Raw genomic sequence first — 16,162 nt, 5'->3', positions numbered from 1 at the left:
TCCACATTGACAATTATGTAACTGGCCCCTCAACGGCGGAATCCATTAACTTAGCCCCCCCATAAATAAAAAAGGGGCTGTCCAAGAAGTCTGTAAGCTGTTGATTTTCGTTCCAGGCTGCTCGCTTTTACCGGCGCGAGCTCCTACTTTCGCGGGGCGTGCGGTGAGCCTTACCGGCGTGAACGCCTACTTTTTGGTGCAAGCACCGGCGGGAGTCTCACCTGTCACGCTAGTCCCGCAGGACAAGGAAGGCTTCGGCAGCTTTTTATCGCACGAGGAAAATGTGAAATTCATTTTCGAGGAGTCTCGCATCTTCCACTTCAATTAACTTTTCATTGAAGATTTTTCAAGCCAAAAAGGGGCTGCCTGAAGGTCAATTTTCGACTTTCTGGACAGCCCCTTTCTTCATTTAAAATCCTTCCACGTATAATCAACTGACAGCACACCCGCTGGCACCCTTCTATTCAGCGAAGGATCCTCCTTTACCGCCAGCTCCGGCTTCTTAAAGCAAACGAGGCTTTTATGAAAGCCAAACTTTTGGCATACTTCTGGCCTTGCCGAATAGATGCCGCACTTGTCCTGCTCCAGATCATAAAAGATGCACGTTCCGTAGTAGCGTTTCTGGTTCTCCAGCTCGCTCCGCAGTTTCCGCGGCATGGTCTTCACTTTCTTTTTTATTTTTTTGAGCTCTGCTTCTGTTATGGCAACCGGTCCGCAGCATAGTCCTCTGCATCCCTTGCATGGCAGCGTGTTCTCCATCCGCATCCTCCTCCTCAGCCAGTTACCCCGTTAGGCCGAACTTTCTTTCAGCCCATTAATTTCCACAAAAATCTGTCGAATCCTTTTTTGATTTGTTTTTTTGTGTTTTTGGTGCCTGGCACCACTCCCCGCACTTTCTTTTATCTTCAAAATAATTCAAAAAAATCATTAAATTTCTAGGTCTTTCGTGATATATTAATCTAGCAGTGCAAAAAATTGAAAGGCTGTGAATCTATGTCGTTTACACGCTCGTTCAAGAAGTTATTGGCATCATCACTTGCAGTCGGACTTGTATCATCCCAATTAGCCAGTCCAACGCTCGCCGCTTCTAAACCTGCTAAAAAACCTGTTCCAAAAGTACCATTTGAAATATCTGCACCATATGTGGATTTCTCAAAAGGCACGAAAGCTTCTGTAACGGTTACCCCTAAAAAAGGGAACCCGGGTAAAGAAGCTGTCGTTTTTCAGCTTATGAAAGGCAAAACACCCGTTTCACAAGCAGCAGTAGAAACAGACATCAAGAAAAGCTCCAATTTTTCTGCTTATTTCGATTCAACAAACCCAACCTACTGGGTACAGGTATTTGTCGTTAAGAATTACAACGGCAAAACCAGCAAGTTTGGCTCGAACCTCGCAACACCGGTATCAACATCACCTACGACACTTCGCATCATGGAAACAACAGATATCCATACCAATCTAGTAGCTTATGATTATTACAAATCCGCTCCATCTGACGTCGTCGGCCTTTCCAAAACGGCAACTCTCGTCCAGGAAGCACGCGATGAAGTAAAGAATAACGTTCTTGTCGACAATGGAGACTTGATCCAAGGAACTCCACTCGGAACGTATGCAGCGAAAGTCAACCCACTTAAAAAGGGTGCAGTCCACCCAGTCTATAAAGCTATGAATCTCATGGGCTATGACATTGCTACGTTTGGAAACCATGAGTTCAACTACGGCTTGGATTTCCTGCAAAATGCGGTCAGGGGTGCGAAATTCCCTTACATCAATGCCAACATCTATAAAAAAGACAAAGACAGCAACCCGAATAATGATAAAAACGAATTCACTCCATATAAAATCGTTACGAAAAAAGTGAAAGACCAAACCGGTAAGACAACCACTGTGAAAATCGGTTACCTTGGCCTTGTAACGCCGCAGATTATGGACTGGGATAAAAACAACCTCGAAGGCAAAGTAACGGCCCGAGGAGTCGTCGAAACTGCACAAAAATTTGTACCGCAAATGAAAAAAGCCGGTGCAGACGTTGTGGTTGTTATGGCTCACTCTGGTTTCAATGGCGACATCAAGAACAGCGAAGATACGATTTATGCCTTGAGCAAAGTGTCTGGAGTCGATGCAATTACATTCTCTCATACGCACAAAGTTTTCCCTGCAGCCGATGAAAAATCGCTGGATGCGCTTTTTAAAGACGCACAAGGAAATGTCCTTCCTGGCGTGGATAACGCAAAAGGAACGATTAACGGTGTAGCTGCTGTTCAAGCCGGCTATGGCGGAAGCAACCTTGGAATTATCGATCTTAATCTGCAAAAAGTAAAAGGAAAATGGAAGATCAACAATACGCAATCCTCCACAAAAGCCATTTTCAATAAAAACACAGGGTACAAAGCTGACGAAGATCCGGAAATCGTTGACGCGGTAAGAAAAGATGTCAGCGCAACAATCAAATACGTCAACACACCAATCGGTAAAACAACGGATGATATCTACAGCTACTTCGCGCTTGTAAAAGACGATCCTTCCGTACAGGTCGTAACGAACGCACAAAAATGGTATGCGGAAAAATACATCGCAGCCAACAAACCGCAATACAAAGACCTGCCAATTCTATCTGTAGGTGCACCATTTAAAGCAGGACGAAACGGTGTGGAAGAATATACAGAGATCAACAAAGGCGACTTGACGATCCGCAGCGCCGCTGACCTGTATCTTTATGACAACACCATTAAAGCAATTAAAGTAAAAGGGTCTGACATCAAGCAATGGCTTGAAATGTCGGCAGGCAAGTTCAACACGATCGATCCGAACAAAGCAGGAGAGCAAAAGCTGCTTAATGATACTTTCCCTGTTTACAACTTCGATGTGATCGACGGTGTAACGTACCAAATCGATGTTACAAAACCAGCTCGCTATGACGTAAGAGGCGTGAAAATTTCGGATTCCAGCCGTATCAAGAACCTGAAATTCAACGGCAAGTCGATCGATCCGGATCAAGACTTCATCGTTGTGACAAACAACTACCGCGCATCAGGCGGTGGAAACTTCCCTGGTATTAAAGGTGCGGAGTATGTCATTGACTCTACAGAAGAAAACCGTCAAATCTTGATGGACTATATCACAGAGAAAAAGGAGATCACTCCTACGGCTGACAGCAACTGGTCAATCGCACCGATCCAAGGAGACGCAGACGTTACGTTTACTTCTTCTCCAAACGGAGCAAAGTACCTTACTCCGGACAGCAAGATCTCATACACTGGAAAAACGGATGATAAAGGCTTCGGCATCTACAAGTACGACCTAAAAGGTGAAAAACCTGAGGACTTCAAATTGTCCATCATGCACACGAACGATACACACGCTCACATTGATAACGTGGCAAAACGCATCACGGCGATCAAAGACGTGCGTGCTGCAAAGCCTAACTCTTTATTGATTGATGCAGGCGATGTTTTCTCAGGTACCCTGTATTTTAACGAGTTCAAAGGACAAGCGGACCTTGATTTCATGAACCTTGCAAAATACGATGTAATGACATTCGGGAACCATGAATTCGATCTGGGCGCAAGCCAGGATGGTCATAAAGCATTATCTGAATTCGTGAAAAAAGCAAACTTTCCTTTTGTCAGCGCGAACGTGGACTTTTCGCAGGACAGCCTGTTTAATGGCCTGCAAACGAAAAAGATCAGTGCAGCGCCGCAAAACGGAAACATCTACACAGGAATTGTTAAAGAAGTAAACGGTGAGGAAGTCGGGATCTTCGGTCTGACCACTGAAGAAACGAAAGACATCTCCAGCCCTGGAAAAGTTCAGTTCCAAAACTATTTGGAACAAGCACAAAAGGCAGTACAATCATTTGAAGACCGAGGTATCGACAAGATCATCGCAGTAACTCATATCGGCTATGACGACAACCCTGCGTACGATAATGACCTTGAGCTTGCTAAAAGAGTGGATGGCATTGACGTGATCGTAGGCGGACACAGCCATACACAGCTTAATGCACCAGTTGTTGTATCCAAAGACGAAGACGGCAAGGATAAAGACTCCACCGTTATCGTTCAAACGGGCCAATACAGCGATAACCTTGGTACGTTGGATGTTGATTTTGACCAAGACGGAAAAGTAGTAAAAGAAGAAGGCAAACTAATTAAACTCGCTGACCAGAAGGATGATCCTGAGGCAGCAGAAATGCTTCAGAAGTACTCTGATAAAATTAAAGAATTGAAAAACACACCAACAGGCGGAACTGCGTTACATGAGCTTCCGAATCCTCGAACTGATGGAGACAGTGTACGCAGCAACGAAACAGCACTGGGTAACTTGATCACAGACGCTATGCTGGATAAAGCGAAGCAATTCAACTCCAAAACCGTTATCGCATTCCAAAACGGCGGCGGAATCCGTGCTCCGATCGATGCTGGCGACATCACGCTAGGAGAAGTACTTACGACTCTCCCTTTCGGCAACACACTGGCAACGATGAAACTGACTGGTGCTGAAATCAAGCAAGCGCTTGAGCACAGCGTAGACCAGTCACCAAAAGAGAGCGGCGCATTCCTTCATATGTCAGGAATGAAGCTGAAATTCGACAGCAGCAAACCTGCTGGACAGCGCGTCGTTTCTGTTGAAGTCGAAGAAACTAAAGGTCAATTCACTGCTCTTGACCCAGCAAAAGAATATGTCGTGGCTACCAATGCCTTTACCGCAAAAGGCGGAGACAACTTCGAAGTGTTCAAAAAAGCCTACGAAGCCGGTAAAGTTACCGACCTAGGATTCTCTGATTGGGAAAACCTAAGAGATTATGTAGCTAAACTCAAAACAGTGGACCCTAAAGTTGAGGGCCGTATCGTAGACATAGCGAAGAAATAATTAAAAATAAGTGCCTGGCACCGTCATTACACACTTGTGTAATGAGTGGTGCCTGGCACCTTTTAATTTAACCACCTTTTTAATGATGGCTTCGAGCATCAACAACGGTGCACTGTGGTACGCCTCTCCTGATCATTTTTTTCGCCTCATCCAAAGGAATTCTCACAAATACCGCCCGGTCAAAATCATCTTCTACATCAAACAAAGCAAACGCCTGGTTTTTATTGATAAAAATGCATTGAAACTCTACATTTACACCCTCTGTTGCTACCGGAATACTTTTTTGAATCTGACAGAATTCCAATCCAGCATCGTGGAGCTGCATAGCGGTTTGCTGATCTATACGGATGATCACATACACTGAAAGCTCAACACTTGGAACCGCCGACTCTATTTCTACTACTGCAAAAAAGCGGTTTTTGAGTACTAACAGGCAATTGGCGCCAATTTCAAATACCTCTTCATTTGTCATAGTGCCCATAGTTTCCGTATTGCCACTATTGCATGAATTGCACGTATTGCTCATCACATTCATATCGCCAATTTGATAATCGAACATCTATATCCCTAACTTTCTATAAAAATTTTTAATTTCCGAATGGATGCACGCTTGTCCAACCGGCCTGTTCTGAAAATGAAAAGGGCCGTAGAAAAACCACCTTGCATCCTTCACTGTCTAGCATATTCAGATATAGGACAAGTGCTACTAAAATAGTATGATCACCTATTAAGTGTTGCAAAAACAGTACTGTATCCCCTTTATGACCGCCATAGATCTATAATCATAGTGGCAGCTGCTATACTCATACTTTGAGAACACATAAAGGGGCTGTCCAGAAAGTCGAAAATTGACCTTCAGGCGGCCCCATTTTGGCTTGAAAAATCTTCAATGAAAAGTTAATTGAAGTGGAAGATGCGAGACTCCTCGAAAATGAACTTCACATTTTCTTCGTGCGATAAAAAGCTGCCGGAGCCTTCCTTGTCCTGCGGGACTAGCGTGACAGGTGAGACTCCCGCCAGTGCTTGCACCAAAAAGTAGGCGTTCACGCCGGTAAGGCTCACCGCACGCCCCGCGAAAGTAGGCGTTTACGCCGGTAAAAGCGAGCAGCCTGGAACGGAAATCAACAGCTTACAGACTTCTTGGACAGCCCCTAAGTTTTTATTTAATAATATCGTTGCAATCCCTAAATAAAACTTTGTTCCCTAAGACCGCCGCCTGCAATATAAATACATTAAAAGGACTGAACCAGGAGATGAATAATGGTAGAAATGATTCCAGGTAAACTGTATATTGGTGGTCTAATCAGGAGTGAAGATTGGGGATTTATTCAACAGAATATCACAGCCATCATTAACTTAAGAACAACTCCGGATGATCCTCCGTTTGACTTTTCTGGACGTGTAATGATTTGGGCTCCGTTGACGGTATATTATGCTCCGGATATCCCTTGGGTGGTAAAAATGATGAACCAAATGAACCAATTGCTTGATTCAGGGTACCGTATTCTCGTTCACGATACAGCTGGCTATCAGCGTTTGGGATTTTTTATAACCGCCTTTTTTATGCAGAGATTTAACCTAGAGCATGATCAGGCACTTGCAATGGTGAGGCAAAGAAAACCTGATTTAGATCCCCCTCCAAATTACATGGAGCTATTAAAAACATATGGTGTTTATCTAAAGCAACATTTAGTCTAGCAAATAGAGTGCCAGGCACCCCCATTACACACTTGTGTAATGAGTGGTGCCTGGCACCTTTAAATGTGGCACCTTTAAATGGCACCTTTGCACTCACCATTGTATAGCTCTTATTATTGGAGAAAAAGATTTGAGGGTCTCTTTTAAGCATCAGTATGCGAGGCTCAATATGATAGAAAATCAACATTATGCTTTAACAAAACCAAATAAAAAAAGCCCTCGCAAAACGCAAGAGCAATCAAATGTTATACACTCGCCACCTGCAAAAGGGTCAGCCCCGACTCCTTCAAGTTCAGCGGCAGGTAGCCTTCTACCTCGAGGATCGGCTGGTTCGGCCTATCCGGGAACACATGGCGGATCTCCGCTGTTTTCCCATTGCGCAGCGGAATTTTTCTTTCTTTCAGAGCTTCCATCAAGTAGTTGGCAAAGGGTATGACCACATCAATATCCAGCCGATTTCCCCGTGCATCCTTAATGAGCTCATCCACGGCAAAAAAGATCGACCGATTGTCTTTATAAACTCTTCTGGAGCAGATAGCATCAAACGTATCCGCCACAGACAGGATCCGGACTAAAAATGGAATGTGCGAAGACACTTTATTCGGATACCCCGTTCCATCCAGCCGTTCATGATGCATCAGTGTACCAAGTAGAATTTCCTGAGGGATACCCGCTTCTTTTAAAAGATTGTAGCCATACTGCGGATGCCTTTTCATGATCTCAAATTCCTCGTCCGTCAATCGTCCTGGTTTGTTCAGAATCGCCGGGTCGATCTTGAATTTGCCGACATCATGAAAGATACCCATCTGTGCCAGCATGTTTTGTTCATTCTTGCTCAGATACAGCACCTGGCCTATTTTTCTTGCGACCAAACCAACATTCAGACTGTGCTGATACAAATATTCATCCTGGCTGAGCTGTTCCTTAAGCTGAATGAGTGAGATGTTGTCCTTGGTGACCAACCCTGAGAAGGCCTCTTTTATACTGGTGGCATCTTCATTCGTTAAGACTTCCTTTTTATAAATGGACGCATACTGCTCTTTCAGCTTTGAAAGGGTCTCTTGGTATACCTTTTTCACTTTTTCTTCCTCTGACAGAGGTTTCTGCCTGATGCTGTCTCTTTTGATCGTTTTCACATCATACTTGGCCAGCAGACGCATATGAATTTCATTTATGACTGTACCTTTTCTAAGAAGCAAGATATTGCTAGAGGAATACAGATCGTCTAACAGTTCTTGTCCAATTTCAATCTTTACCTGATCCACGTCTCATTTCCCTTCCATTCTTGTTCTATTTGTTTTTATGTAAACCGAACCTGATTTCGTCCGTTTTGTTTTGCCAAGTATAAAGCTTCATCTGCTTTTTTTAGTAAAGGCTTCTCCTGATTGGTTGGATAGTGGGCAACACCGAGAGAGACCGTCACACAGATCGCCTCGCCTGTACTTAAAGTGAACGGGTGCAGCTCAACAGCCTTCCGTACCCTTTCTGCAACTTCAACAGCTTTTGGCAGCGTACAGTCCGGAAGAATAACGCTGAATTCCTCCCCTCCATTCCGGCAGACGATATCATAGGACCTCGTGGACTGAAGCAGCACCCTTCCCATTTCCCGAAGGACTCGGTCACCCTCCTGATGGCCGTATGTATCGTTCACCTTTTTAAAAAAATCGATATCGAGATAGATGAGTGACAGTTCTTCTCCCTTCTCTTCCGCCTGCTGGACCCGCTCGTTAAACACTTGTTTAAAGTAGCGGACATTTCCGAGCTTCGTTAAGAAATCTGTGTAGGATTCTTTTTCATACCGTTTAAATAAGGAGTGGGCCTTCCGGAAATACTCACATAAATAAACGGCCAGCCAGCCTCCTGCAAAACACATCACCCAGTAGACCGGCAGGATAATTCCAATGATCTGTTTATCCTGCACTATCATTAGAAAAATGAGGGAAAACATCATGTTTGCATACCAGAGCATGGCGGCCACTTTTGCAGTAAAAGCCCATTTCTTCCGGCAAAAAATCAGAAAACCAAGGTACGTTACAATGATGATGATCGCTGCCATATTGGACGCTTCGTTTACCCCGTATAAAAAACGGCCGCCAGCAATCAAGACTGTACAAATGAATCCCGGCAGCCATCCCCCATAAACCATGGCAATCAACAGCGGAATGTAACGAAGGTCAGCACGGATCTCATCTGTCACATGGATGGAATAAAGCATTAATATATTGCCGAGCAAACCGCCCGACACACCGGCGACAACCTTCGTCGAAAATGGAGCCGCTGCATTGAGCGGCCTGTCCTTTGCCCACTGGCAATACAAAAACAGCAGGGCAATCAAAATGGTTATGTTTACAAAGAAATCTTTTATGATCATTTCTGTTCGGAATGTCTCCTCACTTATGCGAATGAACTATTGCGGCAAAACCGTGGCTTTATCATCAAAAATAACAGCGATCTCCTCAGGGGAAATCGGGCGGCTGAATAAATAGCCCTGTGCCTCATTGCAAAGTCCCTGCTGCAAAAACTGGAGCTGTTCCTGTGTTTCAACTCCTTCCGCAATAACCTTAAGCTCAAGGTTATGAGCCATAGCAATGATGGTGCTGACGAGCGCCATATCCTTCATATCAGCAAAAATATTGCTCGTGAACGACCGATCAATCTTTAAGCTGTCGATCGGAAACAGTTTGAGATAGCTTAAGGAGGAGTACCCGGTTCCAAAATCATCAATGGAAAGATGAACACCCATCGCTTTCAGATTATTCATCATGGAAATGGCATGCTTTGAATCCTGGAGGATACTCTCTGTCAGCTCGAGTTCAAGGTATTGAGGATCCAGGCCGGTTTCTTCCAGCGTTCTGCGGATGGCCTCAACCAGGCTCGTCTGCTGAAACTGCCGGGATGAAACGTTGACAGCGACCCGGATGAAAGGATAACCCGCTTCCTGCCAAGCTTTGTTCTGGCGGCAGGCTTCATACAGCACCCATTCCCCGAGAGGAACGATCAATCCTGATTCTTCCGCCAGCGGAATGAATTCAGCCGGAGAAATGTTTCCAAATTCGGGATGCTCCCAGCGTAATAGGGCTTCCACACCGACCAGCTCATCGGAATGAATGTTAAACTGAGGCTGATAGTATACGGTGAATTCTCCGTTCTTCAATCCCCTGCGAAGACCGATCTCCAGCCTGATTTTCCGGGATAGCGCCTCGTTCATTCCTGGCGTATAGAACTGAAAATGATTCTTTCCGTCCTCCTTCACCCGGTACATGGCGGTATCGGCATTCTTAATGAGTGTTTCTTTGTCTTTGCCGTCTGAGGGGTAAACGCTGATCCCGATCGAAGGCGTTATATACAGCTCCTGCTCATCGATGACAATAGGATCGCTGAACGCCTGAAGAATCCTCGCTGCCTTTTGGGTAATCTCTCCTGACGCCGTATTGGGAAGAAGAACAAGAAACTCGTCCCCTCCCTGCCTTGAAACGGTATCGGTCTTATCCGTACAGCCCTCAAGCCGTTTTGCCGTTTCAATCAATAATTGATCTCCCGTCGCATGCCCAAGTGTGTCGTTAATAATTTTAAAGCGGTCAAGGTCAATGAACAGCATGCCGATCATCTGCTGGTTGATTTCTGCATACTCGAGCGCTTTTTCCATACGGTCCATCAGCAGCAAGCGGTTCGGCAAACCTGTCAGTGAATCGCGGTACACCATCTGATTGATTTTCTGTTCCGCTTTTTTCCGGTCCGTAATGTCCCGGATGATGCTGCTGAAATAGATCTCGTTCTCTTCTGTCCATGCTGCGAGTGAAAGCTCGATCGGAAACTCGCACCCGTCTTTCCTGCGGCCTTCAAGCTCTACTGTTTTTCCGATCACATACGGCTTGTTTGTTTCCAGGTAGCGTTCCATGCCCATCTGATGTGCGGTTCTGAAACGCTCGGGTATGATCATTTGAAGGTTTTGTCCGATCACTTCACTCTTCTCAAATCCAAAGATATGTTGTGCTCCCTGATTCCAGGAGATAATGATTCCTTCACTGCTCGCCAGAATGATCGCATCGTTCGCCGACTCGATGACCGATCGGAATTTCCGTTCGGATTTCAGCACCTGAGACTCGAACCGTTGATCAATAAAAAGACTGATAAATACCAGCCCTAAAGCGAACAGCATGCCAATTCCGATGGCATATGCCAAATAGACCGGATTAAATGAGGTGCCTGGCACCGCCAAATGATGATCATGGTGAATGAAGGAAGCGGATGACATTCCGGTATAGTGCATACCGGCGATGGCAAACCCCATGATCAGGGCGCTCACAGTTTTTCTCATCCACAATTCCCCCTTGCCGCTATCCTGCTGAATAGAAAAGAGCAGGTACAGAGCGGCAAGTGACGTGACAAACGCGATAACTGCGGACAGCCACCATAGCCAGGGATTATAGATGATGTCGCCCTGCACAATCATCGCTTTCATCCCGATATAGTGCATGGATACGATCCCCGCCGCCATCAAAAGAGCCCCGAAGATCACCTGGAACACTTTTAAGGACGAGCGGCTGACCATCCAAAATGCGAGTCCGGATGCAAGGATGGCCGGAAAAATCGACACGATGACGAGGGGCAGATGGTAGGTCACCGGAACCGTTAGATGAAAGGCGAGCATTCCGATAAAATGCATCGACCAAATGCCCATTCCCATCGTAAAGGCTCCGCCCCAATGCCATAAATAGCGCAGTCTTCCTTTTGTTTTATCTATTCGAATTCCTAAATCGAGTGCAGCATAGGACGCTGTACAGGCAATAAATATAGAAAGCAGTAATAATGGCAGCTGATAGTAGCCAGTAATCATGTTCATGTTGATAGTAAGTCTCCCAGTTAGTCGTTTGCATAAAAAAGATAGTTATATACCTATTATCGGTCTAATGACCTATACGATTAGTAGATTTTTACTTTTTTGAAGAACTCTCTAATTTTTACAGAAAAAATACCAGGGGCTCCAGCCCCCGGTATTTTCAAACTACAATTTAAATTTCGAAACAACATCCTGCAGCTCTTCAGCAAGATTGGTAAGAGATGTGGCTGCTGCGTTTACTTCTTCCATGGAGGCGAGCTGTTCTTCTGAAGCCGCGACCACTTCCATGGCGCTTGCGGACGTTGTGCCCGCTACGTTCGACATCTCGGCAACATGGCCGGAAACCTGGCTCACTTCCTCATTGATCTTCTGGGAGGTAGCGGAGATTTCCTTGATCTGCTGCGTTACCTGAACGATTGCATTTAAAATGGCAGTAAACGATTCATTTGTCTTTTGAGCGATTTCTAATCCTGAATCTACTTTTTCCTTCACATCATTGATGGATGTGACCGTATTCTTTGTTTCTTCCTGAATGTGTTTCGTCATGGCTGAGATATCAAGTACAGATTTCCGTGTCTGGTCAGCAAGCTTGCGGACCTCATTGGCCACTACGGCAAACCCTTTACCCGCATCTCCCGCGCGTGCCGCTTCAATGGCTGCATTCAGCGCAAGAAGATTAGTCTGTTCAGCGATATCATTGATAATGTTCAGGATCGAACCGATCTCCACGGAACGCTGGCTTAAGTCATTCAATGCCTGGTCGGTTCCTGCCACCGAGTGATGAATGGAATCCATCTGCTGAAGTGTATCGTGTACAAGCGCCGAGCCCTGCTGCGTCTGTTCGCTCGCATTCTCCGCCAGTTCAAGCACCAATGCTGCGTTTTCGGAGATCTGCTCAACAGCGTTCTTGCTGTGCTCAACAGACCGGACGGATTCATCCGACATTTTCGTCTGGTTTTCTGCCCCTTCTGAGACCTGCTGAATGGAGGCGGTAATCAATTCGCTTCCTTTCATCGTCTCATCCGCACTCGCCATAAGCTGTTCTGCCGAGGCAGCGACTTGTCCGGACCCGTTTCCGACTTGGGTAATGACCGCTCTTAAGTTATCAATCATCTGCCCAAATGACTGATTTAATTCATACACTTCATCTTTCGTTCGCACCGTTACGACTTCCACTGCCAGATTCCCATTTGCCACTTCCCCGGCATTTTCGGTAATCCTTTTCAGAGGATCGACAATTCTGCGGGTCATGATAATGGATAGGACAAGGCTTCCGAGAACCAAAATGATAAGAGCAACCATTGAGAAAGTAATCATGCCCTTAATCTTTTCCTTCAGATCCGCCTGCATCCATTCGTACTGATCATTGATCTGCTGCTTCAGCTGATACACATCATTGATTAATCCTTTTGTCCTGAGGGACTGGCGTTTGATCTCTGCCTGGTCACCTTCTTTAACAGCAACATCAGACTCGCTTTTCAGCTCATCGAATTTACTGCCGATCCTTTCAATCAGCTGTATTTGTTTTTTATCTGTCAGCCCTTTTTTCATCTTACTGTAATCAGAATTAAGTGTCTGAAAATCATTGGCCATATCATTCGTATTGCTCGCTGAAATGTTCAGGGAGTAGGCACTTAATGATTTTTCAAGGCTCTTGGCGGAGCTGTTCAGCTCTTCCACCTCTACTAAAGCCTTTACTATCTTTTCCGTCGAAGAATTCAGTTTCGTCATTCCAAAAATGTCATAGCCGATGATGATCACTGACAGCAGCAGCGGCACAATCGATATCATTAAAATTTTTGTTTTCAATTTCATGGTGTAAACTCCTTCTGGCCTCTACAGCTCGATGTGAATCGTTCCCCGTGAGATGCCTTCCTTTAACTCATTCAATTTGGCTTGCTGCTTGGCGTTTAGATGGATCACACGGATCGGGGCGATGTCGATGCCGCCCTCTTTGATGCCGAGCACGCTGTCTTTTTCTTTTAGATGTCCTGTTTTGGCCATCTGTTTTGCTGCTTGATAGATCGCAACATCCACTTTTTTCACCATCGATGTGGCAATCGCTTTTTCTGCAAGGTAGAACTGGTCCGTATCCACGCCTAAGGCATAAACTCCTGCTTTTTGCGCTTCCAGCAAGGCCCCGACTCCTGTAAATCCAGCCGGCGGATAAATATAGTCCGCTTCTTTAGCGATCATCTTTTTGGCGATTTTTTCGCCGAGTTTGTCATCATCAAACGTTCCCGCAAATTCCGAAATCACTTTCGCCTTAGGATTCAAAGCTTTCATTCCTTGGATAAATCCCTTCTCAAACTTGCGGATCAATGGAACATCCACACCTCCGATGAATCCTGCCACATTGCTTTTCGTCTTCATTCCGGCAATCGCCCCGACGAGGTAGGATCCTTCTTCTTCCTTAAAGGTAATGGAATAGACATTCGAAAGCTTGGATTGAGAATCAATCAATAAAAATTTCTGTTTTGGATACTTTTGAGCAACCTTTTCCAAGTCCTTCTGCATGGAGAATCCAAGTCCGATCACCAGGTCGTTTCCTTCCTTTACAAGTGACTCAATCCCGGCTTCATAGCTCTTGCTTGTGGCAAGCTCGCGATAGTTGAAGACGATGTCCTGTTCGTCACGTGCTTTTTCCAGACCGGCAAACCCCGCATCCGAAAACGACTGGTCGCCAAGCCCCGCATCCGAAAGCATGATGCCGATCTTCACTCTCTTTTTTGCGGCAGCGGATTGCGCTTTTTCCATCGAACAGCCGCTGTTGATCAGAAGAGCGGCCAATATTACAAAAAGTACGGTATATCGTTTCATGTGGTTTCATCCTTATTCGTTAAATTTATTACTCTAGTATTAACGGCAAAAATTGTCGAATGTTAACAGCACGAATAAATGTTGAAATTTTCTTGCAATAACAAAACAAAAAAGCAACCAATTATGCTTTTACTAATTCGGATCGGGGCGCTTACATAAAATAGAGGTTTATTCCCTATAAAAAATAGCATCTCGCGGGATGCTATTTTTGCGTTTTCCAGTAAGGGCCTTTTTTTCAATAGTAATCAACTTGTCCGTATCCACTTCTCTGCTATATGCATTTAATAGAGTAGGAGGGAGATGTACTAAATGGGAAAAATATGTCCCTCGCCGTTTAAGCCGCTATTTGCGCTCTGAGCGAATCATTCGCTATTTGGCAATTCGGGTACTTTTTTATGATTATCGTTATTTATTTTTATTTTCAATGTGTCTGAATGTTTGGTAGGTGTGAATTCAACATTTGCTAAAAGGCGACCTGCCACTTTTTGTCCACTCTTTTTCTTATTTTGGAGTTCATCAATGTTTTTCACAGGGGTCTTCGCTACTTTAATGGTGTATTTAGTTCTCAAATTCAACTTAACTTTGGCTTTTTTATTTTCATTTGTAATGATGATAAAACTTTTTGGAAATTTTGCGGCGGCCTGATTTGTTTCTTTTCCATCCGTTATAACCGTAAGTAAGAAATGCTGATTTTTTTCCTGTGTATTAACAATTTGCAAGGTGATCTCCTTTGACCTCAAATGGTCCTTTCCTCCTGTTGAAGAACAACTTGCTAACAAAATGATAAGCAAGATACGTATAAGGTATTTCAGCATTACTCCTCCTTTTTTCCCATTTTTAGATGGTTACATTAAAGTATTAGGAGGTGATGTGAAATATGAAGAAACTTAGCTTTTTTTTGTTATGTTTATTCATTGTTGCTCCTCTGTTAACTCCCCTTAAGATATCCCCTTTACAACAAGAAAAATTAGGAAGCCCGAGTCAGCTCTATGATAACATCGATATGTCAAAACTGGAAAAAGACCAAGTTTCGCGATTAAATGAAAAACTTAAAAGCGCTAAACTGAAGCCCATAAAAGAATTTAGTGCAAGTGAACGAAATAAAATAAAAAATATGAAAAATAAATTTGCTTCTGTTAGTTCTCAAGGAGACATTATACAAGGAAAGGATAGATCAGTTTTTAATAGCGGGATATCTTTTACCAATTCTGATGTTACTGCACTTGCTGAAGATCATAGAGTGAAAGTGACGAACACGACTACAAGTCCTTACAACGCTATGGCACAAATTGATTTTAAAGATGCAAGCGGCGATTGGTATGTATGTTCTGGAACCTTTTTAAACAGAACCACCGTACTTACTGCAGCTCACTGTGTATTTGATTCATATACTCATAAATTCCATTCCTATTGGTCTGTCTATCCAGGCGATAATGGTACAGCCCTCCCTTATGGCGGATGGTCATCCACCAAAGCTTATGCTCCGATCGGATGGATAAACTCGACTGCTCCTAACGAAGGTGAAATTTATTTAAGAGATGTACAATATGATTACGCAGTCATAAAAATTGACTCCAGCCATTCCTATCATCTGCCTATAAGTTCGTCTTCCGGGATTGGAAACTCTATCATTTCATATGGGTACCCCACTGATAAAGGAGAGGGTTCCGGATATTATTATTTATATAAAAGTGCTGGATCCATAACTGATTTTCAATACAATGCAATCATTCATTCTTCGTATGTGACAAGTGGAATGAGTGGTGGGCCAATTTTAAAATCGAGCTCAATTATATCGGTTAATAGTACGTACAATTGGAGTGCCAAGTTCGGTTCAATTCATGTTCATACAATAAATGAATGGAAATCCCTTCCGTACTATAAATAACCCAGGGAAAAGTAAGAAAGAGCTGCCTCGCTTTTTATGAGTCA

Annotated in this window: 13 protein-coding genes; 4 read left to right on the top strand and 9 right to left on the bottom strand. The window is 44.3% G+C overall.

Annotated elements, in window-relative coordinates:
- The first annotated feature begins 100 nt into the window (after positions 1–100).
- On the top strand, positions 101–328 hold the full coding sequence (locus OKX00_RS03830) for a hypothetical protein (protein ID WP_265409496.1): 228 nt from the start codon (positions 101–103) through the stop codon (positions 326–328).
- A 77-nt stretch (positions 329–405) separates the two neighbouring features.
- Here OKX00_RS03830 and OKX00_RS03825 read toward each other — a convergent pair whose 3' ends face one another.
- A complete protein-coding gene (locus OKX00_RS03825) occupies positions 406–759 on the bottom strand; it encodes a YkgJ family cysteine cluster protein (RefSeq protein WP_091002740.1) in 354 nt (117 codons plus the stop codon).
- Positions 760–993: 234 nt separating this feature from the next.
- Here OKX00_RS03825 and OKX00_RS03820 point away from each other — a divergent pair, with 234 nt between their 5' ends.
- Positions 994–4,872, top strand: coding sequence for a bifunctional 2',3'-cyclic-nucleotide 2'-phosphodiesterase/3'-nucleotidase (locus OKX00_RS03820; protein ID WP_265409495.1), 3,879 nt, complete (start codon positions 994–996; stop codon positions 4,870–4,872).
- Between the two features lie 79 nt (positions 4,873–4,951).
- On the opposite strand, the gene OKX00_RS03815 is transcribed toward OKX00_RS03820, so the two are convergent.
- Together OKX00_RS03815 and OKX00_RS03810 are read right to left on the bottom strand one after the other, a co-directional pair.
- Positions 4,952–5,431, bottom strand: a complete 480-nt coding sequence (locus OKX00_RS03815) for a hypothetical protein (RefSeq protein ID WP_265409494.1) — start codon at positions 5,429–5,431, stop codon at positions 4,952–4,954.
- Positions 5,432–5,769: 338 nt separating this feature from the next.
- Positions 5,770–5,934 carry a hypothetical protein gene (locus tag OKX00_RS03810; RefSeq protein ID WP_265409493.1) on the bottom strand — a complete coding sequence of 55 codons (165 nt, stop codon included), beginning with the start codon at positions 5,932–5,934 and terminating at the stop codon, positions 5,770–5,772.
- A gap of 198 nt (positions 5,935–6,132) precedes the next feature.
- On the opposite strand from OKX00_RS03810, the gene OKX00_RS03805 reads away from it, so the two are divergent.
- Positions 6,133–6,570 (top strand): dual specificity protein phosphatase family protein, encoded by a 438-nt coding sequence (locus OKX00_RS03805; protein WP_265409492.1) that lies wholly within the window; start codon positions 6,133–6,135, stop codon positions 6,568–6,570.
- A 245-nt stretch (positions 6,571–6,815) separates the two neighbouring features.
- On the opposite strand, the gene OKX00_RS03800 is transcribed toward OKX00_RS03805, so the two are convergent.
- The 6 genes from OKX00_RS03800 to OKX00_RS03775 form a co-directional block, all read right to left on the bottom strand.
- The gene (locus tag OKX00_RS03800) at positions 6,816–7,835 is read right to left on the bottom strand and encodes an HD-GYP domain-containing protein (protein WP_265409491.1); all 1,020 of its coding nucleotides are present in this window, start codon (positions 7,833–7,835) and stop codon (positions 6,816–6,818) included.
- 35 nt (positions 7,836–7,870) lie between these two features.
- The gene (locus tag OKX00_RS03795) at positions 7,871–8,941 is read right to left on the bottom strand and encodes a GGDEF domain-containing protein (protein WP_265409490.1); all 1,071 of its coding nucleotides are present in this window, start codon (positions 8,939–8,941) and stop codon (positions 7,871–7,873) included.
- A gap of 36 nt (positions 8,942–8,977) precedes the next feature.
- The gene (locus tag OKX00_RS03790) at positions 8,978–11,413 is read right to left on the bottom strand and encodes a bifunctional diguanylate cyclase/phosphodiesterase (RefSeq protein WP_265409489.1); all 2,436 of its coding nucleotides are present in this window, start codon (positions 11,411–11,413) and stop codon (positions 8,978–8,980) included.
- A gap of 162 nt (positions 11,414–11,575) precedes the next feature.
- Positions 11,576–13,225: a methyl-accepting chemotaxis protein gene (locus OKX00_RS03785; protein ID WP_265409488.1), complete on the bottom strand. Its 1,650-nt coding sequence runs from the start codon at positions 13,223–13,225 to the stop codon at positions 11,576–11,578.
- Positions 13,226–13,246: 21 nt separating this feature from the next.
- Positions 13,247–14,230 carry a BMP family lipoprotein gene (locus OKX00_RS03780; RefSeq protein ID WP_265409487.1) on the bottom strand — a complete coding sequence of 328 codons (984 nt, stop codon included), beginning with the start codon at positions 14,228–14,230 and terminating at the stop codon, positions 13,247–13,249.
- Between the two features lie 362 nt (positions 14,231–14,592).
- Entirely contained in the window at positions 14,593–15,045 is a 453-nt protein-coding gene (locus OKX00_RS03775; RefSeq protein WP_265409486.1) for a hypothetical protein, read from the bottom strand.
- 62 nt (positions 15,046–15,107) lie between these two features.
- Here OKX00_RS03775 and OKX00_RS03770 point away from each other — a divergent pair, with 62 nt between their 5' ends.
- Positions 15,108–16,118, top strand: coding sequence for a trypsin-like serine peptidase (locus OKX00_RS03770; protein WP_265409485.1), 1,011 nt, complete (start codon positions 15,108–15,110; stop codon positions 16,116–16,118).
- Positions 16,119–16,162 lie beyond the last annotated feature (44 nt).

This window comes from Fictibacillus sp. KU28468, from assembly GCF_026153615.1.
Taxonomy (GTDB): domain Bacteria; phylum Bacillota; class Bacilli; order Bacillales; family Fictibacillaceae; genus Fictibacillus_C; species Fictibacillus_C marinisediminis.
This window is presented reverse-complemented; position numbering and strand designations above follow the sequence as displayed.